Raw genomic sequence first — 22686 nt, 5'->3', positions numbered from 1 at the left:
CATAATATGCCCCTCTCAAAATACATTCCTTTTCAATTTCACCCTGTCATTGATTGTCATAGTGAATACTTTATTGGCCTTACTCAATAAATAGCCAATTAACTTTTATAGATAATGGATAATACAATACCATGCTTAATAATTATGTTTTACGCAGCGTTCGCTATATGTTGGACTTAAGCGACGCCCAAATGGTTAAAATCGTAAAACTTGCAGATTTGGATGTTACAAAAGAAGAAATGGTGGCTTGGTTAAAAAAAGATAATGAGCCTGAATATGTTGAATGTAACGACAATGTCATGGGGCATTTTCTAAACGGTTTAATTTATCACCGTCGTGGAAAAGATGAAAATCATCCCGCACCTGAAGTTGATAGCCGCCTTAATAACAATATTATGCTCAAAAAATTACGCGTGGCTTTTGAATTAAAAGATACAGATATGATTGAAATTTATCAGCTTGTTGACTTTCGCGTATCTAAGCCTGAACTTAACGCTGTATTTCGCAAACCAGGTCATAAAAACTACCGCGAATGTGGAGACCAATTACTGCGTTACTTCCTAAAAGGCCTGACAATTCGCCTACGTGGTGATAAGTAACCGTATCCTGCTCGTTTTTTATTCGTTTATTTTACATCCCCCTGACATTTGTCTATAATGAAGGTGACAAATGTCAGGAGGTTCAAATGAGAAACTATATCCCCACAACGCCGCTTCAACCCGCAGCTTCTGCTTCTAAGCCACTATGGCGCCATGTCGGGTTACCCGCTGAAAGGGGTATTGAATTAACCCATTATTTACGTCAAGGCCTATCTGTCTCTGTCTTAGACAATATCCAAGAGTGGTCAGGGGTGAGCAAAACAGAACTATTGCGGATATCTGGTATCAATGAACGCAATATCGCTCGTCGCAAAAATGCTGGCCAGCCCCTAAATGCTGATGAAAGTGAACGAATTGCACGTCTAGTAAGGGTATTTGATGCCGCAGTGCGTTTATTTAATGGTGATAAACACGCAGCAAGTGATTGGCTCAATCACCCAGTGAAAGGCTTGGGTCATTTACGCCCTATTGAGCTTATCGCAACAGAAAGCGGAGCCATTGAAGTGATTGATTTAATTGGCCGTATTGAACATGGTGTATTTTCATGATCCTATATCGGTTGGTTAAATCCATTTTTGCTCACGATGCATGGTCGGGCCAAGGGGCTATGCTCTATGGTGGGCGTTGGAATCATAAAGGGACTCCCGCTGTTTATACATCGACGAGTATTTCATTAGCAACCCTTGAAATACTCGTACACATCAATCAAGACATACTATTAAACCAGTTCAGTTTACTATCCATAGATATCAATGATAAGTACGTAATGAAATTGTCGTTAGACCACCTTCCAACGGATTGGCAGCAAGACCCAGCGTCAACCTCTACAATGGATATTGGCACTACATGGCTTAATAACCAAGATAGCTTAGTATTGTTAATTCCCTCTTGTATTATTCCCTATGAATACAACGCAATAATCAACCCGTTGCATCCGCAATTTCAAAAAGCCATACGGACGGTTAAACCACTGGATTTTAGCGTTGATCCACGCTTAGCATAACTAAATATTTGCTAACAAATACTGTAAAAAAGCGTCTATCTTCGGCGATAATGCACTACGACTCGCATAAACTGCACGAAGTTCTATTGGCGCTGGCGATACTTCATCGAATTCTATGCGCACTAATTTCTTCTGTTTAATCTGCTCTGCGCATGCTTCTAATGCCAGAATGGCATAACCGATCCCATTCATTGCAGCAGCATAAGCCAGTGCGCCACTATTCACTCGGTAGTTACTGTTAATTATCACTTTTTTCTGCAAGCCAGATGAATCAATAAATATCCACGGTTGCCCCTGTAACGCACTCAAACTCGAAATGCACGGCATACTGGCTAAATCAGTATATGAACGTGGTTTTCCCACTTTTTCAATTAACTGAGGAGCTGCTACCACAACGCTTTGCCATGATTTAACCAGGCGTGAATGATAACTACTGTCTTCAAGATGACCACGATGAAAAGTGAGTAATAGATCTATATCATCGCTAATGACATCTTGGGGGATTAATTGAGTATCACAATGAATATTCAATTGTGGGTGGGACAATGCAAATTTTGCTAATAAATCAGCTAACAATAAACTACCAGATTCACTCGGAATAGTTAGCCGTAACGTTCCCGTAATTTGCTGTGGATAACAAATTTGCACCACAACCTGTTCTAATTCACTGACTAGCTTTTGACTTTGCTCAAATAAAATGTTTCCCGTCTCGGTCAACCGCATTTGCCGGGTTGTGCGTTCAATTAATTGGCTATTAAGTTGTTGCTCCAGCTGTTTAATATAACGACTCACATTCGATGTCGGCATTGAAAGTAACTTTGCTGCATTGGCAAAACTCCCTTGTGTCACAACAGCAATAAACACTTTCAATAAATTCAGGTCAACAGCCATATTTAACCCCTACAGTTTTCTATTAACCTGAACTAATAGCATTAGCAGTAACCAAAATCCATTATTTTTTGATACCGTTCCGCCAACAATACTTCCATATCTAATTGAGTTAGTTCATTTAAATCAGTCAGTAACTGTTGTTTTAATTGTTGTGCAGCTAATTGATAGTCGCGGTGTGCTCCCCCCAAGGGCTCAGAAATAATAGTATCGATAATACCAAGCTCTTTTAACCGTGGCGCGGTCATACCCATTGCTTCCGCTGCAATTTGTGCCTTTTGGGGATCTTTCCACAAAATAGAAGCGCAACCTTCCGGGGATATCGCTGCATACGTGCTGTATTCCAACATATTAATACGATCGCCAACACCAATTCCTAATGCACCGCCAGAACAACCTTCACCTGTAATAACACAAATAATGGGGGTTTTTAAATGTGACATTTCCATGATATTGCGTGCAATTGCTTCTGCTTGCCCTCGCTCCTCAGCGCCAACACCGGGGTAAGCCCCAGCAGAATCAATAAATACCAAAATAGGTAAATGGAAACGTTCTGCCATTTTCATTAAACGGAGTGCTTTACGGTAGCCTTCTGGCGACGGCATACCAAAATTACGCATAACTTTCTCTTTTGTTGTACGCCCTTTTTGTTGCCCCAGCACCATAACAGACCTACCATCCAAACGAGCAAGCCCTCCCACCAGCGCCTTATCATCAGCAAAAGCGCGGTCACCTGCTAGCTCTTGAAATTCAGTAAATATCAATGAAATATAATCAAGGGGATAAGGCCTTAGTGGATGTCTAGCTAACTGGACAATTTCCCATGCCCCAAGAGATGCAAATATCGTTTTCGTCAGCGAATGACTCTTTTTTTTCAAGAGCATGATCTCTTCTTCTAACTTTATTTCTGAAGGATGCCCTTTTTGTTTGAAAGCAATAAGCGCTTCAATTTTGTCATTGAGTTCAACGATGGGTTTCTCAAATGCAAGAAAATGGTTAGTCATAACTTTCCTAAAATGGTGACGGTAATCTTAGGAGTGTAATCAGAGAATAAATCCCATTCTATGCTTTAAAATAGGATTGATTATTATCAATGGTGGGATAATGTTTAACGCTGACTTTTCTTTAGTGAGTTTAATTTTAAGCTGTTTTCCATAATTTTTTGAAAATTAGGGCATAAAAAGTGATTTTCTTCAGGGCAGTTCGCAATATGCAAAATACCCTTTTTTAAGGCTAATAACCCCTGTATGGTTTGCTCAATTTCTTCAGCTTTTTCAAGTAAGCTCGCACGTTCAATATTAGGGCCATCCTTATGATTGAGCATGATAGCAATTTCGTCGAGTGTAAATTTAGCTTCTTGCCCTAATGCAATTAAAGATAAGCGGGTGATAACATCTTTCCCGTGATAAACCCGTTTTAACCCCTTGCGCCCAATCGGTTTAATCAACCCTTTTTCTTCATAATAACGTAAGGTTGATGCCGCTAGACCTGATAATTGGCTAACTTGAGAAATATCCAGTTCATCATGCATGAAATAATAACCCGCTCTAACATTCACAACTTAAGCTAATTGTTGCCGTAATAATACCGTGATTGCGCCATTCATAAAAATTTCACGGTCAACTACGTAGCCCAACTTTTCAGCCACCCGTAAAGAGGCTAAGTTCCTCGGCTCAATAAAACAAATAGATTGCCGGAACTTATTTTCTTTTACTAGCCAAGACAATGCGGCCTGCATTGCTTCTGTTGCGTAACCTTTTCCTTGAAATTCAGGTGCAATGACCCAACCCGCTTCTGGAATACCTTTAACTTGGGGTTCAACCATGCGATGGAAATCAGCAAACCCTAAATCACCAATATACTGGCCACTTGCTTTTTCACGGACAGCCCAATAACCAAATCCTAATAACGGCCATAAACCACCGTAAGCTAGCATGCGCATCCATGATTCGCGGTCGCTAGATGGCATACCACCAATGTAGCGAACCATCGACTCAGTTGCCCATAATTTCGCAAGTGCAGGAAAATCACTCACTTGATGTTTATTTAATATCAATCTTTCTGTTTCAAGCACAGGTATTACAGCCATTGATTGCATCTCCTTGCTATCTAAATGGGGGTTCATCAAATGTTCTCAATTTCCTTGAGTGTAATTTATCCCCTTCTTGCCTTAATAAATCAATAGCACGAATACCTATTTGCAAGTGTTCTGAGATTGCACCTTCATAAAAACTGTTGGCTTGACCGGGTAATTTAATCTCGCCATGCAATGGTTTATCAGAAACACATAACAGCGTGCCATAGGGAACCCTGAAACGATAACCCTGAGCTGCAATTGTGGCACTTTCCATATCCACTGCGACCGCGCGGCTTAAGTTAAAACGGCGAGCTGTTGCAAAAAAACGTAATTCCCAATTTCGGTCATCGGTTGTAACAACGGTTCCTGTTCTGAGACGTTGTTTTACCAATTCCCCAGGCATATTACTAACTTGTTTTGTTGCGTCATATAAGGCGCGCTGGACTTCCGCTATACTTGGAATAGGAATATCTGGCGGTAATACATCATCAAGAATATGGTCATCACGCAAATAAGCATGGGCCAAAACATAATCGCCAATTTTTTGGCTTTCTCTTAACCCGCCACAATGGCCAATCATCAACCAAGCATGTGGTCGTAAAACGGCTAAATGATCGCAAATATTCTTTGCATTTGAAGGCCCAACACCAATATTCACTAAAGTAATTCCTGCACCATCTCTAGCGATTAGATGATATGCAGGCATTTGAAATTTTTTCCAGGTTAAATCAGAAGTGGCAATTTGTGGGTCTGCATTCTCAGCAGTTAAATAATTATGTCCTACACAAGATAATGCAATATAACGACTTTCAGGATCACGGACCTGCTCACATGCCCAATTCACAAATTCATCGACATAGCGATTATAATTGGTGAATAAAATGTACGGTTGGACATGTTCAGGAGGGGTTCCTGTATAGTGTTTCAAACGCGCTAATGAAAAATCCACACGCAATGCATCAAAATGAGACAGCGGCATTTCATCCGTAGCAGAGTACAAACCATCTGTAATATCATCGCTGATATGAGATAAATCGGTTATCGGAAAATGTGCAGCTAAATGACTGCTTATACTCCTATCCAACACTAAATCTGAACCATCAATGACAAAAGGATAAGGAATTTCAATTTTTGAAGGGCGAACAGCAAAAGTGACATCATAATCTTGCTGCAAAATAGACAGTTGCTCAGCTAAATAAGCACGAAATAGCTCTGGCTGAGTCACCGTAATGGTGTAATTACCGCGTTTAACAAAGCGTGCATAAGCACGTGTTTTTTCGCAGTGGTCGACTTTCCCTTCCCATGTAACACACAGCTCAGGGTAAGCAAATAACCCATTATCCCTTTCAGTAATATCTGGTATGCGGCCTTCTTCTACATAAATAGCGATAGCATCTCTTAATGAATCAATTGCATTGCTATATAACAACGAAAGTTTATCTAAAACATCGTCAATAGATAAGTTTTCATATTTCTGGCATTTTTCCAAAGACACACACAACTCCTCATCATCAGATAAAATCATCTCCGATAACATAGAGTATCAATGTGACAGTTGCAAAATATATTGCGATTAATGTACTTATATCTTCAGCAATGCATTTATTATCATGATCAATGCACTACAAAGGATAGAACAATGGGTAATGTGAACACCGCTGTCACGGTTTGTAATGTAATTATACCTGCCATTAGTTGGCTGTCCCCATTTAACTGACGCGTTAAAATATAGGCTGTTGGCGCCGTAGGGATAGCAAAAAATAGTACTAATAGGATGGTTTCAAGATTTGGCAACGAAAATAGCCCCGCCACTGTTACCGCTAAAATAGGCATAAGAAATAAACGTAGCAATGTCGATGCCATAATAGGTTTAAATTCATTTCTTAGCGTTGCTGTTTGTAATGCGGCCCCAATACATATTAACCCCAGTGGCAAGCTGGCGGCTGCGAGTAATTTTAAAAATTGGTCAGAGCCAAATGGCAATCCGATAGGTGATATATTTAATAACACACCAACGACACAGGAAATGATTAATGGATTTTTTATGATCGGCAATAAAATTTGCTTAACTGAAACCTTTTGCCCCGAAGATAACGAAAGTACCGCAATGACATTACAGCTTGGCACCAAAACAGCCATAATTACCGCAGCAATAGCGATCCCTTCTTTGCCAAATAAATCAGCAACAATAGCCAACCCTAAATAAGTATTAAACCGCGTAATTCCTTGGATATACGCACCAAACCTCGGGATAGGTATTTTGAATAAATATTTACAACCTAGAGTTAGCGCAGAGCTAATCGCTAGAACACAAAGGATAGCACTCGCTAGATAGGGTAATTTAGGATTATCCAAAGGCGCGGTGGCTAAACTGTTAATTAACAGTGCGGGAAACAAAATAAAGTAGTTTAATTTTTCCGCACTCGGCCAAAAATCAGTCGCGAATATTGTCGAACGTCGTAATACAAATCCCATTGCAATGAGAGCAAATAATGGCCACAAAACTAATAGAATCTTATCCATGAGAGCGTAATCTGTTTTTATTCGAGTATTGAGTAAGTTTGTTAATCAGTCTATCGTTAAATTTTTGTAACTGATAGGTAAAAAAAGCGCTATTCCTATATTTTCCTTTTCTCAATTTATTTTCGATTTAATCAACTTTCACTTATTTATCTTTAAATGAATATTTTTCCACCCATAAAAAATTAAACCCTAAAATTATCTCACTTCGCTATATAAAAATCATTTGCCTGTAACGGAAATATTATGTATTTTTATTCACTATAAATGCATAATTAAAGAGGTTGGTATGTTTAAGAAATTAGTTTTTGCTGGCTGTATGTCATTAGCAGCCTTCGCCGGGAATGTTTACGCAAAAGAAAGCTATACCGTTGGTGCTGGCGGGACTTACCGCCCATTCGAATATGAAAATAGCCAGAAACAGCTTGAAGGCTTTGATATTGACATCATTAAAGCGGTTGCAGAAGCAGAAGGTTTTGACGTTAAGCTTGTCAATACACCTTGGGAAGGGATTTTTGCAACCTTGTCGTCTGGTGATCGAGACATCTTAATTTCAGGGATCACGATTACAGATAAACGCAAAAACATGGTTGATTTCTCTAACCCTTATTTCCCGGCTGAGCAAGCGATCGTCATCAGCGAAACCTCTGATGTAAAAGACTTAAATAGCTTAAAAGACCTGAATGTGGGCGTCGTGAACTCCAGCACTGGTGATATTGTTGTTTCTGATGTAATAGGTAAAAACAGCACAGCAATCAAACGTTTTGACAATACTCCGCTTTTATTACAAGAACTGTTCGAAGATGGCATTGACGCTGCGGTTGGTGATGTCGGTGTCATTAAATACTACATAAAAACCCACCCTGAGAAAAAATTTAAACTTATCTACGATAACCATTTCGAAAAACAATATTTTGGTATTGCTGTCGCTAAAGGAAATAGTGAATTACAGCAAAAGATAAATAACGGCTTAAATAAGATCATCGAAGACGGTACATACAATAAAATTTACCAAAAATGGTTTGATGAAAACGTTCCTCAATTACCAAAACAATAATTTAATCTAACTTAAGGCCATCCTTGGATGGCTTTTTCACGTTATAAATCAGGGTGAAAATTAAGATGTCTGCGTTTCGTTGGGAAATAATTGAAGAATACGCTCCATTATTTGCTGAAGGCGCAATGATGACGATAAAAGCGACCATCATCTGCGTTATTTTAGGCTCACTATGGGGGTTAACCCTCGGCTTAGGAAGAACGGCCAAAGCTGAACAAGGAATTTGGAAACCTATTTTACATTATTTTGTACAGTGGCCGGTTCGCTTCTATGTCAGTGCCTTCCGTGGTACTCCGTTATTCGTTCAAATAATGGTTGTTCACTTTGCCTTAGTGCCACTGTTTATTAACCCTCGTGATGGGTTATTTGTTACATCTGGGATAATGTCCGTTGACACCGCTAAAATGCTCCGCTCAGATTACGGTGCATTTCTATCTTGTGTCATTGCAATTACTTTAAACTCAGGAGCTTATGTCTCTGAAATTTTCCGTGCGGGTATTCAGTCCATTGATAAAGGGCAAATGGAGGCTTCTCGTGCTCTTGGCATGAGTTGGGCAAAAACAATGCGCAAGGTTATTCTTCCGCAAGCTTTTCGGCGCATTCTTCCCCCACTGGGAAATAATGCCATCGCGATTGTCAAAGATTCCTCCCTCGCTTCCGCTATCGGCTTGGCAGATCTCGCCTATGCAGCGAGAACTGTATCCGGTGCTTATGCAACTTACTGGGAACCTTACTTAACGATATCTGTGATTTATTGGATGCTGACATTTATACTTGCTCAGTTGGTGCAATATATGGAAAGAAGGTTGGGCAGAAGTGATTTACGTTAATAATTTACAAAAGAAATTTGGTGATGCCCATGTACTCAGAGGCATTTCTTGCGAAGTTAAACCTCAAGAAGTGATTTGTGTCATTGGCCCTTCCGGTTCAGGAAAAAGCACCTTTCTACGCTGTTTAAATGCACTAGAACGTCCAGATGGCGGTGAAATTAAAGTCAATGGCTTTGACGTTCATGATCCTAAAACTGATTTAAATAAGATGAGGGAAAATGTGGGGATGGTATTTCAGCGTTTTAACCTATTCCCTCATATGACTGTGTTAGAAAACTTGATGATGGCCCCTACCTTAGTGAAAGGTATAAAAAAGGAAGTGGCGCTTAAGCAAGCTGAGCAACTCCTGATCAAAGTAGGACTGTTAGATAAAATTGATGCATGGCCAGCCAGTTTATCTGGAGGGCAGCAGCAACGAGTTGCGATTGCCCGAGCGTTAGCCATGCAGCCATCTATTCTGTTATTTGATGAGCCGACATCTGCACTTGACCCCGAATTAGTTGGTGAAGTACTTTCCGTGATGAAAACTCTTGCAAATGAAGGTATGACGATGGTCATCGTCACCCATGAAATGGGATTTGCGCGTGAAGTTGCTGACCGAGTCATGTTCATTGACCAAGGTATTATTCAAGAAGAAGGCACACCAGAACAACTCTTTACTGCACCTAAAAACCCACGAACTGCGGAATTTTTAAGTAAAGTACTTTAGTTTTATTACCTGCTTAGCATGCTAAGCAGGTTTTTCTGATATCCAAATCTTTTTATTATCGATAAGCTAAGAATATTATTACTTAATAAAGTTTAATTTATGGATATCACAAGCCTCTGCAAACAATATCGCTCAGGGAAAAAATTTAAATATGTTTTCTTCTGGGGCCACCAAGCCAAACAAAATCAAATAACAAAAAGCTGTTTCAGCCAATGGTACCCTTCCCCATTTATTGTCAATAACCACCGCTTTGCCAGTGCAGAACATTTTATGATGGCCGAGAAAGCACGCTTATTTGGCGATTTAGAAACGCTGGATAAAATTATTTATGCACCAAATCCTGGAGCGGCTAAAGCATTTGGCCGTGAAGTTCGTGGGTTTAAGCAAGATGTTTGGGATGAAAATCGTTTCGCTATTGTCGTTGCGGCTAATATGGCAAAATTTTCTCAGAATAAAGAATTGGGACAATTTTTACTCTCCACAAATGAGCGCGTGCTCGTTGAAGCTAGCCCTGTCGATAAAATATGGGGAATAGGCCTTGCTGAGGATGCTGAAAATATTGAAAACCCATTAACATGGAAAGGGTTAAATCTGCTCGGTTTCGCATTAATGGACGTTAGAAGCCAACTAGCCAATTTAACACTCTAATTTTTGCTTATTTTCTGATAAAACAGAAAAGCCCGTTGTTGTTAAACCGCGGGCCTGCCAATATTTTATCAAAATATAGAATATACTACTGAGCTCTATTACAAAGGCATCCTATATTCAATCACACCAGGTTTTTCTGCCACCCAGTTATACAGTTTTTGCCCACGTAGATTGGTTTCTTGTGTATGCCAATATAAGCGGCCACATTGTTTTTCTTGTGCTTGTGCATGCACAAATTCAATTAATTGCTTCCCGACATGCCGCCCTCTCATTTCTGGCGTCACATATAAATCTTCAAGGTAGCAAAAATCATTTTCAGCCCATGTTGACCGGTGAAATAAATAATTCACAAAGCCAACAACTTTGCCATTTTCAAGTGCAACAGCACAATACATCGGTTCATTCTCATCAAAAAAACGTGCCCATGCTTTTAAGGTAATTTCTTCACTTAAATCGACTTTATAAAATTTTTGGTATTCCAACCAATATACTAACCATGCTGAGTAATGATCAGGAGTAACAAATTCGACTGTCACTGGTAATGCCATTTTATTCATAATAACCCTTCCATTTATAGACATATTACATAATGGCGCTATAGTACATAGCAATCTGGCTCTGTATAAGAGACACTTTTGTTATTTATTTAGGATCCACTTTATGCGACGCCAACAGCATGCACAGTTTCCATTACTTTTACTTGAAGAAGGCTATATTAAGGAAAATGTTTATCACACAATACGTAACGCTATTTTAGATGGTCGTATTGCTGTCGGCATTAAACTCCCCTCCTCTAGAGCATTAGCCGAAATGATGTCGATCTCACGAAACTCGGTCATTGCTGGGTTTGAACGATTAATTGATGAAGGATATATTTATTCAAAAAAAGGCTCGGGAACTTATGTTTCTCCCCACATTCCTGATGAATTAGTTGGTACCATAGATAGTACTAAGCAGAATGACCAATCTAGATATCCTGCATTAAATCTGAATCCTAAAGTTTCTACTTTAACGAACTTATGGGAAAAATCGCGCCCGGACACCAACAAGTACCAAATGTTTAATATTGGTATTGGCTGTGTTGACCAATTTCCACATGAATTATGGGGAAGACTACTAGGCCGTGTTTGGCGTAAATCCAAACAGCCTATTGCACATTTTAATCATCCTGATGGATATACACCGCTAAAAAACTTATTGGTAGATTACGTCCGTTCGACTCGCGGGGTTCACTGCAAACCACAACAAATTATTATTGTTAATGGGACGCAACAAGCCATTAATTTAGTAGCAAAAATCTTATTACAGCAAGGGGACAAAGTATGGTTAGATGACCCTGGTTATGATAGCGCCAGAGCTATTTTCACCGCTGCAGGTGCTGATATTGCTGCTATTTCATCTGACAGAGAAGGAATGGATATTGCCTACGGTGCAAAACACCATGAAACAGCAAAATTAATTTATACCACGCCTTCTCACCAGTTTCCGCTAGGCACAACCCTCAGCTTACCGCGGCGTTTAGCATTATTGGATTGGGCACAACAAAACAACGCATGGATTTTTGAAGATGACTACAACAGTGAATTTCGCTTTTTATCAAAGCCAATTCAAGCGCTACAAGGCTTAGATAATCATCAACGTGTTATTTATGCAGGGACGTTTTCTAAAATGATGTATCCTGGCTTTCGTTTAGGTTTCTTAATTGTGCCAGAAATTCTGAGTGAAGCATTCACCATGATGAAATATTATAGCGATAGCCATTGTGGTTATTTAGAACAGGCCGCTTTAGCCCAGTTTATCCAAGAAGGCCACTATGCACGCCATGTCAGAAAAATACGGAAGATATGCTACGATAGGCAAAATACGTTTATCAATGCCATTAATCACTATCTCCCTCACCTATTTAATGTACAAATGACGGATTCAGGCATTCATACTGTCTGTTGGGTTAAAGACGGTTATGATACTAACGTGATCCTTAACCAATGCCGTCTGTTAGGCTTTGGAGCACAACCGTTATCGCGCTACTGTATTCAAAGTCCTCACCAAAATGCAATTCTATTTGGCTATGCTGCTCATTGCGAAGACGAGATAATTAGCAATATAAAATTACTTAGTGAACAATTGACTAATATATACCCTAGTTAAACAAGAATGATTTTCAGCGTTTATCCGATAGCGAGAATTCTTCTAGTCTTTATAACTGTACCTTAATAGCATTGTTTATATTGAGGTACTTTTATGACAAAAATAAATTATCCCCATGAGTACGAAGTTGGCGATGTTGTCTTTACCAGTATTGGAACCGAGCTGTTTAGGCAAATAGCCTCGGCTTCTTTATGTTGGAGTAACCATGTTGGTATGATTGTCGGCCATAATGGCGAAGACTACTTGATTGCAGAAAGTCGCGTTCCGCTTTCAACAACCACGACCTTATCTCGCTTTATTGCCCGTTCATCTGATAAACGTTTGTGGGGAGGTGATCAATCTTGCACTATTTAAAATTGGATTGAGATAGGCTGAACGCCTTGAGGTTACTGACTTGGCGAGAGTTTATTGATTCTGCACTAAAGAATACAATTTGATTTAATTTGTTATTTTTTGCATTCTATTCTGCATACTAATGATCATGTTTTAGGAGTGTTTAAACCATATTTAAAGGACAATTGAATCAGCAATCAATCATCCTACCTTATCCTTGGCTAAACTATTGCTTTGGCTGCTGGACTCGATTTTTTCAAGAATGCGTAAAATCTCTTTGTCATATTCCCCATTATTAGCTAATCCTATTTTAATAGCACTCTTTAAAACAGGGCGTAAAGGCAATGCTTCAACTATCGGAAGCATCATATCGTTACCCAAAACAGGTGTGTGGGATGCGGCTATTCTCACTAAATTATTAATTCCTTCCCTATAGATATATTCAACAACTAACTCACGTTCACTATGCGATAATCGGTTAAATGCCGTTAGAATCTCGTTGTTGAAATCGTCTTTTTGTTCTGTGTATTTCGAACTATTATTTTCATCAGGTTCTTCGCCAAATGCTAACCAAGAAAAAGAAACTCCACATGCATCTGCAACAATGGCTAAGCTATCAATTGTTGGGAAAATTTTACCTGCAATATATTTTCGAATCGTAGCTTCTGACATTCCTGTTCGCTTAGCCAACTCAACATTTGTTATTCCATTCATCGCCTCCTTGAGCCTTTCACCAAAGCGGACTATTGGTGTCGTACTAATAATCCGATCGCGAATTTTTGTCTTATCTTCGGACTTTTCATTGTAACTATCTGACATAAAAGAGAACCTCTTCTTATTAACCGCAACAATTAAAATGTAATAATAATCCGATTTAAATCTTGCAATCGGATTATTGTTCGTTTAGTATCATCAATAACGATAATCGAGAACGATTATAGAGTTTGATTATCGAAAGCGATAAACACAAGAGGATCACATAATGCAGCTTTCTAGGCAAGATTTGACACATTTATTTGTGCGCGAAGGTCATGACTGGTCGAGTAAGGCAATTTATACGGCACTTGAGCAGCGTGGAGTGGATTTATCCTCATTAGAAATTGAACACGGTTTAAAGACTGGAACCATGCGTAATGTCTTCTATCGTTCTTATCCAAAAGTAGAAGAGATCATCGCAGAGGTGATTGGTATTGAACCTGCTGTTATCTGGCCGAGTCGTTATCACGTAACGCCTCATTTCTCTAACCTCAAAACAGCTTGATTAGGTGAATTATGTCTATTTGGCTTACCGCTAAAGAATGCGTTGGACTACCGGACTTTCCGACGCGGGTGCAAAATATTCGTAGCCGCCTAGACAAGTATTCAGGTGAAAACGAAAACTTACGTCGCCGTAGAACGGGAACAAAAGCTTTTGAGTATCACATTGATTGCTTGCCAGAGGCGGCGCAGGAAGTTATCAAACAACGTCATTTTAATGCAGTTCTTGAGCAGAAAAAAACGGATAACGCACTCGAAAAAACGGTATCAAATACCAGCGTTAAACCCGTTGATGAGTTGGCTTTAATGCGCCAGTGCCCTGCATTGTTAGAGCGTGAAGTTTCATCGTTAACCGCAGATCAAAAAAGCATTGCTGACGCGAGAGCAACATTAGCCTTAGAAGTGCTTTCTTTGATTTATGCAGGCGATACACGCATTGGGGCGGTGACACGTATTTCTGAACAGTCCCGCAAAGGTATTTTACCTATGACGTTACAGCAAGCTGCGGATAATGCGAATGCGCGTAAAGGGACAACCCGCCGAGGCGTGAGCATCCGCTCTTTACAGGAATGGGTCACATTGTATCAGAGTACCAATAATGGTGATGAGCGATTGGCGTTACTGGCACCCGGTCACCATAAAGAGACACGTCCTGAGCAGGTCTCATGGCTACCGATGTTCTTATCACATCATCGTAATGTGAATGGCCCATCGTTGATGGCAGCGTACCGCACATTCACCGAAGAGTGGCAGGAGCACTACGCAGACCAGCCTACTATGTTGGATGTTATGCCCTCTTATTATGCTGTTCGCCGCGTCATGGATAAATTACCAAAACGCGAACGAGCACGAGGACGCGTGACAGGTTCGGCAGCTCGCGCATTAGAAACTTATCAAAAGCGTGACTGGTCACAGATGCCAGTAAATGGTTGTTGGATATCAGATGGTAAGTCCATGAATATGAAAGTGGCTCATCCTATTCACGGACGCCCATTTACACCTGAATTAACGTTGGTTTTAGATGGTCGGACACGCTTTCTTGTGGGTTGGAGTTTGGACTTATCAGAGAACGTGATCGCCGTTGCATCGGCTTATCGCCACGGCATGAAATACCATGGCAAGCCATTATTTACCTATTCAGATAATGGTGGTGGTGAGAAAAACAAAACGTTAGATGCTGATATTACAGGTATTTTCCCTCGCTTAGGTATCAAGCATATGACGGGTATTCCTGGTAACCCACAAGCACGCGGGATTATTGAGCGTCTCAATGCGGTTATTCCCCGTCGAGTAGCTCAGCAGTTTCAAACTTACAATGGATTAGGTGCAGACAGAGAACATGTGCGTATTACCAGCCGTCGTATCGAGTCTGCTGTAAAAGCTATCGAGAGCAATAAAGAACTTAATCCAGTGCAAAAAGGTGCATTAGCTAAGCTTCCGAGTTGGCAGCAGCTACTTGATGCTATTGAGGTTGAAGTACAGCGTTATAACTATGAGCATGAGCACAGCGAATTACCTAAACGCAACGGTCGCCATTTAACCCCTGCGGCTTACCGCGAAGAAGTGTTAGCTGCTGAAGGCGATGAAATCGAATATCTCACTGAAATTGAATTACGCGAGATGTTTATGCCTGAAGTCATTAGAAAGGCACAGCGCGGTTGGATTGAGTTTAATAACAACGAGTATTTTGCCGAAGACTTGATCCTCGTTGATGGTGACGAAGTTCGTGTGGCTTATGACATTCATGATGCGAAGGAAGTCATTATTCGCAAACTGGATGGAACCTATGTCTGCACCGCAATATGGAACGGTAACAAAGTGGCCGCAGTACCAACCACACAAATGGATAAAGCCATTGAAGACCGTCGTAAACGCCGTATGACTCGTGTCGAAGATAAGATACGTGAGATTGAGGCTGAGGCTCGCCCACTAATTGATACGAAGCCTACGCCTGATTTTGGTGGTTTTATTCCTGCGGATGAACCTATCACGACACCAAGAAAACCGATTACGTTTTTACAATCTGAATATGAATACTTATCTGCGAAAGCAGGTAACCAATAACGGAGGTTTACGATGTCTATCGTTAATGAACTTACCACGATGATGAATAACAAAGGCTGGTCACAAGCTCAAGCGGCTCGCGGTATAGGAGTCAGTACGGCCGTAATTAATCAGTTTTTGCAAAATAAGTATAACGGCGATGTTAATGCGGTAGAAGAAAAAGTCCGTCAGTTCATATCTCGTGAACAAGAGCGTGATAAATCACGTCGTATTAAGCCTGTCTATGTTGATACGTTAATGGCACGTAAAGGGCGTGATGTTATCCGTATGGCGCACATGGATAGTGATATTAACGTTATCTATGGTGATGCAGGTATGGGTAAAACCATGATTATTCGTCAGTACGCCAAAGAAAATTTAAATGCAGTGCTTATCGAAGCTGACCCAGGTTATACCGCTCGTGTTGTTTTGGAGGAGCTGTGCAACAAATTGGGTTTAAGTAAGCGTGGCAACATGCACGAATTGAGCGAATCCATTATACAAAATCTGCGTGATTCGGGGCGCATTATCTTAGTCGATGAAGCGGAAAACTTACCTTACCGCGCCTTAGAAACCTTGCGCCGTATCCATGATAAATCAGGGGTTGGTATTGTGCTCGCAGGTATGCCTCGCTTGATTCTTAACTTAAAAGGTAAGCGTGGAGAGTATAAGCAATTATATAGCCGTGTGGGCTTTGCTTTACGCATGGGGGAATCATTACCCGAAGATGATATCACTAACATGATCACAACCATGTTACCGGAAGCGTCTGAACCAGAAGTATTAAATGCCCTTTATAAAGCGTGTAAAGGTAATGCTCGCCGTTTGTTTAAGTTCTTACGCGGTATATCTAATGGTAGCCAAATTAGTGGTCAACCTATTGATGTTCAAATGGTTCATGAGTTCTCGGAAATGTTGATTAATTAGGTGGTTATATGGCTAAGACCATCATCGATAAACTCGAACTTATAATTAATGATCTGGTGTTTGATAGAGAGATGTCAAGTAAAGGGGTTTTATTTCGCCGCGAAAATCTCGATGAGTTAATCAGTGTATTGATTGATGCTCGTGAAGAAATAGAAAAGCTTCAATCAGCAAAGAAATAATGGGGTTCAACATGGATATCACTATTACGACTGAAAACCAATCCATTGTCTCTGACTTGCTACGTGCAGGCTCAGTGGCACAGCACTTAGAACAGCAAGGCGTCACCATATTGAGTGTGATCACCCGTCAAGGTAAGCCTTGCATTCACGTAGCCCGAAACAGCTATTGTGATGCACTCATTCAGGAAGGTAAGGCGTCTTACCAATATTTTAATAGTCATAAGGGTAAACAAGGCGTGTTCGATACCGAAGGTTGCCGCGTTTACTGGTCTGAATCAATACATTAGGAGGGATTATGGCTGTACAAATTACAATCAACATTACAGAGAATAACAATGGCACAATGAATTATGAAATTATCGGCAGCCATACAGGGCGTGGCGCAACAGACAATGAAATCGACATTGCAAAAAGAATGTCTCTTGGTATCAAAAAAGCAATCGAAGCAATGAAACTAACAAATAAGGGGAAAAGCAATGCACACTAATCCAAAACAATTTACACAACATGAAGTAATCGAGAACTACTGGCGCGATGCGAAAGGCATTTTAACCCCTATTGATTTAATTAAGCCCATTGATATGCAGCGTGACGCATTGGTTGGTGAATTAGTCACTCAAGCTCAACAAATCAGTGAGTTATTACGTCAATTTAAAATTGCTGCTTTCGGTGATATTGAGGCATTTATCGCACTGTCTGCCGAACAATTCGGCGTTAATGTAGGAGGTAAAAAAGGCAATGTTACACTGTATTCATTCGATGGCCGCTACAAAATCCAACGTGCGATACAAGACCGTATTGCTTTTGATGAGCGTTTACAAGGTGCTAAGACTTTAATTGATGAGTGTTTAAAAGATTGGGTACAGGGTGCAAAACCAGAAATTCATTCCATTATTGACCAGGCCTTTGCCGTTGATAAAGAAGGCAATATTAATACAGGTGCTGTGCTTTCATTACGCCGCTTAGATATTAAAGATACGCGCTGGATTAGCGCGATGGAGGCGATTGGGGAAGCAATTCAAGTCGTTGGTAGTCGTCAGTATGTCCGTATTTATGAGCGGGTTGGTGATAGTGATCAGTATGCCCCTATTTCACTTGATATTGCGGGAGTGTGATATGTCATTTATTCATTATGCAACAAGCGCAGCGATTGCAGAACGTAAAGAATTATTTGCTGAAGCACATAAAAATTGGGTTGATGCTGTCCGCCTAGCACGTAAAGAAGTAAATCGCAGATGGGCGGAATGTCGTGCTGATTACTGTCTCAAATCGTCTGGAGGTCATCGTGTCCAAACTAACAGCCAAACAGTTTAATGAAAAATACCTTGTTGGTCATACCTTCATTTATCAACGTAGTCGTTTTTTGCGCGGAGGCCCTACAGTGAGAACATTAGGTAGAGCTAAAGATGAAGGCGAAAGAACCATTGTAGAAATCGATATTGAACCTTATTACATCGATATTGATACATTAAACTGCTAAATAATGTAACTCACTCAAAAACTTAACCTTTTAATTAATGGCGTAAACCCGCAGGGGCTGGCTTACGCCTAAATCCAGATAACGAGGTATTTATGCTTAATAATAACGCATCAACTAATAATATAATTCAACCGAAATTCATTATAACAGCAACACCTGTTTGTTATGTTCGTCCATTCACACCATTAACACCACAAATTGATGTTTCAAGAGAGCGCTCCAGTGAGTTTTGTGAGCCACTTTTTATTTCGCTAAGCGCTGATGATATTCAATTCTCCGATGACTATATTTGTGAATTACAAGCTCAAGGCGTTGATAAGTTGGCAGAATCGTTACAATCCATTCTCGACTCTCTACCTGATCGCGATTATATGGGACAGGTAAAGTCGGCATTAAGAGATGAAATTTTTAACTGCCGTGATTTTGCTAAGGAGCTTCGTAATCACATTGCCAAGTCAAATCTGTGCGATAGCTGTAATGACTGGCCTCGTGGTGGTTGTTCTTCTACGTGTTCAGCTTATGGAAGGGAGAATAATCATGCGTAAAGGTTGGTGTCCTACCTGTGAAAAAGTGCTTCCTAAGTCATTATTTACTATCAGTATTGGTGACAAGGTCGATTTTACTATTCAGCGTTACAATATTAACTCTCGTGGTGCGTCTATCAAATCATCATCACGTACAGGTAAAGTTATTGATATTCAAGGTGATGTTGCAATTGTTTTGTATCGGAAGCAAGAATCTAAAATACACATCAATAACTTGTCATTATCTGATACTCCCAGTCACCTGACTCGCATGGTAGTTGGCGAATGCAAGTGCCAGTCTGCGGAGGTGTCAAGTGAGCATAAGTAAAGAGCAATGGGCGAAAATTGAAGGAGATCTAAAAGATTATTTCGCTTCAGTTGATTTTCAGTACAGAGATACCGAAGTAAGTATAAGGCGTGTTAGTGCTGGGGAAGGAAAAACAGTGTTAGCGGTCTATCTGGATAGCCAAATTTATACTGGATGGGGGCGGCTTAATGGCGAGGATTTTAATCCATTGGTCGAGTTGTTTTGGTCTAAACGTCAAAAATCACTTTATAGCCCTACAAAAGTTAAAAAGTTGGAAAAAATTTGGGGTAAAAGGCGTGCTAAAAAAGAGATCCCAAATCTACATAACAAATTTTCATGGTATTGGCCTTATTTCAGCAAAGCCTCTGTGCTTGTCCGTCAGTTTAAGCGTGTTAAAGAGTTAACTTTGAAGGTAGATAATGGGGGTGACTTACTATGACTAACTTAAGAGCACCTTCACAAGCAGCGGCGCGTAAGCGTCGCCAGCGTGCCAATCAGCGCAAAGATGGTTTGCACCGCATGGAATTCACTTTTACTGACTTAGAAAAAGAGGCGCTTGAATATCTTTGCGTAAATCGTAACCCAGGCCGTGAACCTTATGACCGCAACGAATTGGTTTCATTGCTCTTACTGTGCAACCTTGAGCATCTCAAGCGTCAGCAAGCCAAGTTAGGCATTTGTCCGCATTGTAAAGAGCAAATGCCTAACCATTGCAAAGGGTTATTTATCGGTCAATCTAATTGCTGGTTAACCCGTGATGCCCGTCAGCTCAACTTAACCAGCGTGACAGGTCACGCAAACTTAGAGGAGATAGATTAATGGCATCCCCTAACGCAAAGATATTAATTGGTATCATCAAAGCAGCTCAACAGTACCTTAAATTAGATGATGAAACCTATCGCAGTATTCTGGTTCGTATGACGGGTAAAAATTCCGCTAAAAAATTAACGCTAGACGAGTTAAGCCAAGTCCGTGACTATCTTCATGACCAAGGTTATCCGCGCAAAAGTAAGCGTAAATACGGGCGTCACCCTAGTGTCCCTGCAACAAGGGAAGCTATTTTGAGTAAAATTGAGGCGTTGCTTTCTGATGCAAAGCGTCCTTGGTCATATGCAGAGGCAATGGCTAAGCGTATGTTTGACCGTGAAAAAATTGAGTGGTTAACGTTTGATGAGTTATCTAACTTAATGAAAGCCTTAATCATTGATGCAAAACGGAGGGCGAAAAATGGATCTCAAAGCCGTTGAACATTTACTCCCTGAAACATTACGGCATATTGCGGGGTTAATTGGGTATTCAGACACATTAAAATTAATCGAAGTCTTTGGCGGAACAACGTTTGTTTTCACAAAGACAACGGATACAGAACGCTTTAAGCAACTATTACACGTTATTGGTGAGCATAATTCAGTCACGCTTCAATCTCATTTTTGTGGTACTGAAATTTATATTCCTAATGCTTCAGTCGCCATGCGTGAATGGCGTAACCAACGATTTATCAGTGAATATAACGCCCTTTTAAAGGGCGGTTTATCAGGTGTTAAAGCCGTTATAAAACTGTGCCCTAAGTTTGGTTTTAGTGATCGCCATGCGTGGGACTTATTATCACGACATAAACAATCTGCTATCCTAACCGCAAAACAACCGAATTTATTTTGAGGTGAAAATGAAAAAGTATTTACTAAGCATTATGTTACCATTACTTATGACTAGCTCTTTGGTAAGTGCAAATAATGATACTGATGCACAATACATTAAACTAAAGCCTATAGCAGAGGATATTTTTAAGCGTTCTGTTGCTTTAGCAGAAAGCTCCTATGAGGGGTATCAAAGTTTTAAATATGCAGACGATAAAACAGTATGGAGAAAAGCTCGTGATGAGCGAAAAGCACTTAGTGAAGATGCTAAGAAACTAGGAAAACCATTAGCATCGCCATTCCAATATTGTATCGCACTATCCATTTACTCTACTGAACTATGGGGGCAAGCAATATCAGAGGGTAAAATTGATGTATCAACATTTAACTCATATCTAACAGCTAAAAAAGATTGTGACCATCAGTTAAATAACGCCCCTGAAGATAAATCTAATTTACGCGCCGTTGACCTCTAACCACTGAACCCCTTCAACACGTCAAGCCCCAATAAAAATGAAATACTGAACACCTTCCTTTTGGAGGGTGTTTTCATTTTAGGGGGTAACATGCAAACCACGATTGACGAAGCTGAACTTGCACGGCTCGAAACGCTCTTACCAGATTCAGCTAAACAGCTTATTGATGTTATTGGCTACAACGCCACATCACGGCTCATTAGCCGCTTTGGTGGTGTTACATTAGCAGGTATCAGTGGTGAGGCCGCAGAGCGCACGGGGGGCGTGCATCGCCTATTACGCGAAGTGTTAAACGAAGACGAATGCAAGCAGCTCTTGCACTACATTGGTAAAACGGCGTTTTATATCCCACGGTGCGAAGAAGCTTTTCGCCAAATTCGCAATCAACGCTTTATCAAAGAGTTGTTAACGTTGGGCGAACAAGGCCGTTCACGCCGCCAAGCCATGGCGCTGTTATGCCCTAAATACGGTTTTAGTGATCGCATTGGGTGGAAGCTATTGCGTGACCTTGATGCAGAAGAAGCCGCACAAGACCGTTTATTTGATTGATATTCGAGTGTGATTTATGACACACTAAAAACCCCCTTTCGGGTTTGGTAGCTAACTGCTGAACCCCTTCAAACACTCTCTATTTTCCCATCTCCTTATACTCAAACTCTCTTATTTTTGATTGGGTTTTTCGTCCATTTCCCTCGGTTTTTGGGAGGCTGTTATGTGAGCGTGAGGAGGTTGCCATGAACCCGATCTCTTTCCTTGAAAAGGACAGATGCATGGATGAAAAGATAACCCAGTTCATCACTCAAATATCGTATTGGTTCGCTGGATTGGGTTTGTTTTTTAGTGGCTTGTCATTGTATGAGTGGGGATTCCTCATTGGTGTGTTTGCCAGTGTGCTGCTTGGGACATTGACCTACCTATTGAATCGCCGAGAGCAAAAACGCCGAACGCGTATTTTAGAGAACTATTTCTCGAATAAACCCGTTTCTCATGAGGATGCCGAAAAGCTGATTGAAGCATCCATCAAATCCCCCAAGGATTTATAAC

Annotated in this window: 34 protein-coding genes and 1 pseudogene; 27 read left to right on the top strand and 8 right to left on the bottom strand. The window is 40.5% G+C overall.

The genetic code is table 11. The annotated features are described in order from the left end of the window. The first annotated feature begins 131 nt into the window (after window positions 1–131). From CYG50_RS08470 to CYG50_RS08460, 3 genes are all read left to right on the top strand, one after another. A complete protein-coding gene (locus CYG50_RS08470) occupies window positions 132–599 on the top strand; it encodes a YehS family protein (RefSeq protein ID WP_102140344.1) in 468 nt (155 codons plus the stop codon). Between the two features lie 86 nt (window positions 600–685). Next, complete coding sequence (locus CYG50_RS08465; protein WP_102140345.1) at window positions 686–1147, top strand: Xre family toxin-antitoxin system antitoxin; 462 nt, start codon at window positions 686–688, stop codon at window positions 1145–1147. Then, window positions 1144–1602: an RES family NAD+ phosphorylase gene (locus CYG50_RS08460; RefSeq protein WP_102140346.1), complete on the top strand. Its 459-nt coding sequence runs from the start codon at window positions 1144–1146 to the stop codon at window positions 1600–1602. The genes CYG50_RS08465 and CYG50_RS08460 overlap by 4 nt, the downstream gene beginning before the upstream one ends. Here CYG50_RS08460 and CYG50_RS08455 read toward each other — a convergent pair whose 3' ends face one another. The 6 genes from CYG50_RS08455 to CYG50_RS08430 form a co-directional block, all read right to left on the bottom strand. Continuing rightward, the gene (locus CYG50_RS08455; protein ID WP_102140347.1) at window positions 1603–2493 is read right to left on the bottom strand and encodes a LysR family transcriptional regulator; all 891 of its coding nucleotides are present in this window, start codon (window positions 2491–2493) and stop codon (window positions 1603–1605) included. Between the two features lie 41 nt (window positions 2494–2534). After that, the gene (gene accA, locus CYG50_RS08450) at window positions 2535–3494 is read right to left on the bottom strand and encodes an acetyl-CoA carboxylase carboxyl transferase subunit alpha (RefSeq protein WP_102140348.1); all 960 of its coding nucleotides are present in this window, start codon (window positions 3492–3494) and stop codon (window positions 2535–2537) included. Window positions 3495–3598: 104 nt separating this feature from the next. Beyond that, the gene (locus CYG50_RS08445; RefSeq protein ID WP_102140349.1) at window positions 3599–4021 is read right to left on the bottom strand and encodes a helix-turn-helix domain-containing protein; all 423 of its coding nucleotides are present in this window, start codon (window positions 4019–4021) and stop codon (window positions 3599–3601) included. Window positions 4022–4051: 30 nt separating this feature from the next. Next, window positions 4052–4615: a GNAT family N-acetyltransferase gene (locus CYG50_RS08440; RefSeq protein WP_102140350.1), complete on the bottom strand. Its 564-nt coding sequence runs from the start codon at window positions 4613–4615 to the stop codon at window positions 4052–4054. After that, window positions 4596–6056, bottom strand: coding sequence for an AMP nucleosidase (locus tag CYG50_RS08435; RefSeq protein ID WP_375373122.1), 1461 nt, complete (start codon window positions 6054–6056; stop codon window positions 4596–4598). The genes CYG50_RS08440 and CYG50_RS08435 overlap by 20 nt, the downstream gene beginning before the upstream one ends. Window positions 6057–6181: 125 nt before the next feature. Beyond that, a complete protein-coding gene (locus CYG50_RS08430) occupies window positions 6182–7090 on the bottom strand; it encodes an AEC family transporter (RefSeq protein ID WP_102140352.1) in 909 nt (302 codons plus the stop codon). Between the two features lie 286 nt (window positions 7091–7376). Here CYG50_RS08430 and CYG50_RS08425 point away from each other — a divergent pair, with 286 nt between their 5' ends. The 4 genes from CYG50_RS08425 to ybiA all read left to right on the top strand — a co-directional run bounded on the left by CYG50_RS08425 (window position 7377) and on the right by ybiA (window position 10331). Further along, on the top strand, window positions 7377–8144 hold the full coding sequence (locus CYG50_RS08425; protein WP_102140353.1) for a basic amino acid ABC transporter substrate-binding protein: 768 nt from the start codon (window positions 7377–7379) through the stop codon (window positions 8142–8144). A gap of 65 nt (window positions 8145–8209) precedes the next feature. After that, on the top strand, window positions 8210–8974 hold the full coding sequence (locus CYG50_RS08420) for an amino acid ABC transporter permease (RefSeq protein ID WP_102140354.1): 765 nt from the start codon (window positions 8210–8212) through the stop codon (window positions 8972–8974). After that, entirely contained in the window at window positions 8961–9683 is a 723-nt protein-coding gene (locus tag CYG50_RS08415) for an amino acid ABC transporter ATP-binding protein (protein ID WP_102140355.1), read from the top strand. Before CYG50_RS08420 ends, CYG50_RS08415 begins: the two co-directional genes overlap by 14 nt. A gap of 99 nt (window positions 9684–9782) precedes the next feature. Continuing rightward, a complete protein-coding gene (gene ybiA / locus CYG50_RS08410) occupies window positions 9783–10331 on the top strand; it encodes a riboflavin biosynthesis intermediates N-glycosidase (RefSeq protein WP_102140356.1) in 549 nt (182 codons plus the stop codon). A gap of 98 nt (window positions 10332–10429) precedes the next feature. Here the strand turns inward: ybiA and CYG50_RS08405 are convergent, their stop codons facing one another. After that, complete coding sequence (locus CYG50_RS08405; RefSeq protein ID WP_102140357.1) at window positions 10430–10888, bottom strand: GNAT family N-acetyltransferase; 459 nt, start codon at window positions 10886–10888, stop codon at window positions 10430–10432. A 103-nt stretch (window positions 10889–10991) separates the two neighbouring features. Between CYG50_RS08405 and pdxR the strand changes: the two genes are divergently transcribed. Together pdxR and CYG50_RS08395 are read left to right on the top strand one after the other, a co-directional pair. Beyond that, complete coding sequence (gene pdxR, locus CYG50_RS08400; RefSeq protein WP_102140358.1) at window positions 10992–12479, top strand: MocR-like pyridoxine biosynthesis transcription factor PdxR; 1488 nt, start codon at window positions 10992–10994, stop codon at window positions 12477–12479. A gap of 93 nt (window positions 12480–12572) precedes the next feature. Continuing rightward, window positions 12573–12800, top strand: a pseudogene (locus CYG50_RS08395) (YiiX/YebB-like N1pC/P60 family cysteine hydrolase); the annotation flags it as partial. A gap of 213 nt (window positions 12801–13013) precedes the next feature. Here CYG50_RS08395 and CYG50_RS08390 read toward each other — a convergent pair. Beyond that, the gene (locus CYG50_RS08390) at window positions 13014–13631 is read right to left on the bottom strand and encodes a helix-turn-helix domain-containing protein (protein WP_102140359.1); all 618 of its coding nucleotides are present in this window, start codon (window positions 13629–13631) and stop codon (window positions 13014–13016) included. 163 nt (window positions 13632–13794) lie between these two features. Here CYG50_RS08390 and CYG50_RS08385 point away from each other — a divergent pair, with 163 nt between their 5' ends. The 18 genes from CYG50_RS08385 to CYG50_RS08305 all read left to right on the top strand — a co-directional run bounded on the left by CYG50_RS08385 (window position 13795) and on the right by CYG50_RS08305 (window position 22685). After that, window positions 13795–14073, top strand: coding sequence for a helix-turn-helix domain-containing protein (locus CYG50_RS08385; RefSeq protein WP_102140360.1), 279 nt, complete (start codon window positions 13795–13797; stop codon window positions 14071–14073). 11 nt (window positions 14074–14084) lie between these two features. Then, window positions 14085–16133 carry a Mu transposase C-terminal domain-containing protein gene (locus CYG50_RS08380; protein WP_116068697.1) on the top strand — a complete coding sequence of 683 codons (2049 nt, stop codon included), beginning with the start codon at window positions 14085–14087 and terminating at the stop codon, window positions 16131–16133. A gap of 12 nt (window positions 16134–16145) precedes the next feature. Next, on the top strand, window positions 16146–17039 hold the full coding sequence (locus CYG50_RS08375; protein WP_102140834.1) for an AAA family ATPase: 894 nt from the start codon (window positions 16146–16148) through the stop codon (window positions 17037–17039). Between the two features lie 8 nt (window positions 17040–17047). Further along, window positions 17048–17218: a hypothetical protein gene (locus CYG50_RS22905; protein ID WP_168222836.1), complete on the top strand. Its 171-nt coding sequence runs from the start codon at window positions 17048–17050 to the stop codon at window positions 17216–17218. Between the two features lie 11 nt (window positions 17219–17229). Continuing rightward, on the top strand, window positions 17230–17505 hold the full coding sequence (locus CYG50_RS08370; protein WP_112307088.1) for a hypothetical protein: 276 nt from the start codon (window positions 17230–17232) through the stop codon (window positions 17503–17505). Between the two features lie 8 nt (window positions 17506–17513). Beyond that, window positions 17514–17705: a hypothetical protein gene (locus tag CYG50_RS08365; RefSeq protein ID WP_102140852.1), complete on the top strand. Its 192-nt coding sequence runs from the start codon at window positions 17514–17516 to the stop codon at window positions 17703–17705. Continuing rightward, entirely contained in the window at window positions 17695–18333 is a 639-nt protein-coding gene (locus CYG50_RS08360) for a DUF3164 family protein (RefSeq protein WP_116068699.1), read from the top strand. The genes CYG50_RS08365 and CYG50_RS08360 overlap by 11 nt, the downstream gene beginning before the upstream one ends. A gap of 1 nt (window position 18334) precedes the next feature. Further along, complete coding sequence (locus CYG50_RS08355; protein WP_102140812.1) at window positions 18335–18532, top strand: ANR family transcriptional regulator; 198 nt, start codon at window positions 18335–18337, stop codon at window positions 18530–18532. After that, window positions 18504–18698 carry a hypothetical protein gene (locus CYG50_RS08350; protein ID WP_102140813.1) on the top strand — a complete coding sequence of 65 codons (195 nt, stop codon included), beginning with the start codon at window positions 18504–18506 and terminating at the stop codon, window positions 18696–18698. The genes CYG50_RS08355 and CYG50_RS08350 overlap by 29 nt, the downstream gene beginning before the upstream one ends. Window positions 18699–18790: 92 nt before the next feature. Continuing rightward, window positions 18791–19243: a hypothetical protein gene (locus CYG50_RS08345; protein WP_102140814.1), complete on the top strand. Its 453-nt coding sequence runs from the start codon at window positions 18791–18793 to the stop codon at window positions 19241–19243. Then, window positions 19236–19550, top strand: coding sequence for a hypothetical protein (locus CYG50_RS08340; protein WP_102140815.1), 315 nt, complete (start codon window positions 19236–19238; stop codon window positions 19548–19550). The genes CYG50_RS08345 and CYG50_RS08340 overlap by 8 nt, the downstream gene beginning before the upstream one ends. Then, window positions 19537–19968, top strand: a complete 432-nt coding sequence (locus tag CYG50_RS08335; protein WP_116068702.1) for a hypothetical protein — start codon at window positions 19537–19539, stop codon at window positions 19966–19968. Before CYG50_RS08340 ends, CYG50_RS08335 begins: the two co-directional genes overlap by 14 nt. Further along, window positions 19965–20348 (top strand): hypothetical protein, encoded by a 384-nt coding sequence (locus CYG50_RS08330; protein ID WP_116068704.1) that lies wholly within the window; start codon window positions 19965–19967, stop codon window positions 20346–20348. The genes CYG50_RS08335 and CYG50_RS08330 overlap by 4 nt, the downstream gene beginning before the upstream one ends. Beyond that, complete coding sequence (locus CYG50_RS08325) at window positions 20348–20776, top strand: gp16 family protein (protein WP_102140818.1); 429 nt, start codon at window positions 20348–20350, stop codon at window positions 20774–20776. The genes CYG50_RS08330 and CYG50_RS08325 overlap by 1 nt, the downstream gene beginning before the upstream one ends. Then, entirely contained in the window at window positions 20757–21188 is a 432-nt protein-coding gene (locus tag CYG50_RS08320) for a Mor transcription activator family protein (protein ID WP_168222835.1), read from the top strand. Before CYG50_RS08325 ends, CYG50_RS08320 begins: the two co-directional genes overlap by 20 nt. 7 nt (window positions 21189–21195) lie before the next feature. Next, window positions 21196–21642, top strand: coding sequence for a hypothetical protein (locus tag CYG50_RS08315; protein ID WP_102140820.1), 447 nt, complete (start codon window positions 21196–21198; stop codon window positions 21640–21642). A gap of 90 nt (window positions 21643–21732) precedes the next feature. After that, on the top strand, window positions 21733–22191 hold the full coding sequence (locus CYG50_RS08310; RefSeq protein WP_102140804.1) for a mor transcription activator family protein: 459 nt from the start codon (window positions 21733–21735) through the stop codon (window positions 22189–22191). Window positions 22192–22376: 185 nt separating this feature from the next. Then, entirely contained in the window at window positions 22377–22685 is a 309-nt protein-coding gene (locus CYG50_RS08305) for a phage holin family protein (RefSeq protein WP_231136935.1), read from the top strand. The last annotated feature ends 1 nt before the right edge of the window (window position 22686 follow it).

This window comes from Providencia huaxiensis (assembly GCF_002843235.3).
GTDB lineage: Bacteria > Pseudomonadota > Gammaproteobacteria > Enterobacterales > Enterobacteriaceae > Providencia > Providencia huaxiensis.
The sequence above is the reverse complement of the archived record's forward strand: the minus strand, read 5'-3'. Positions and strand labels throughout refer to the sequence as shown.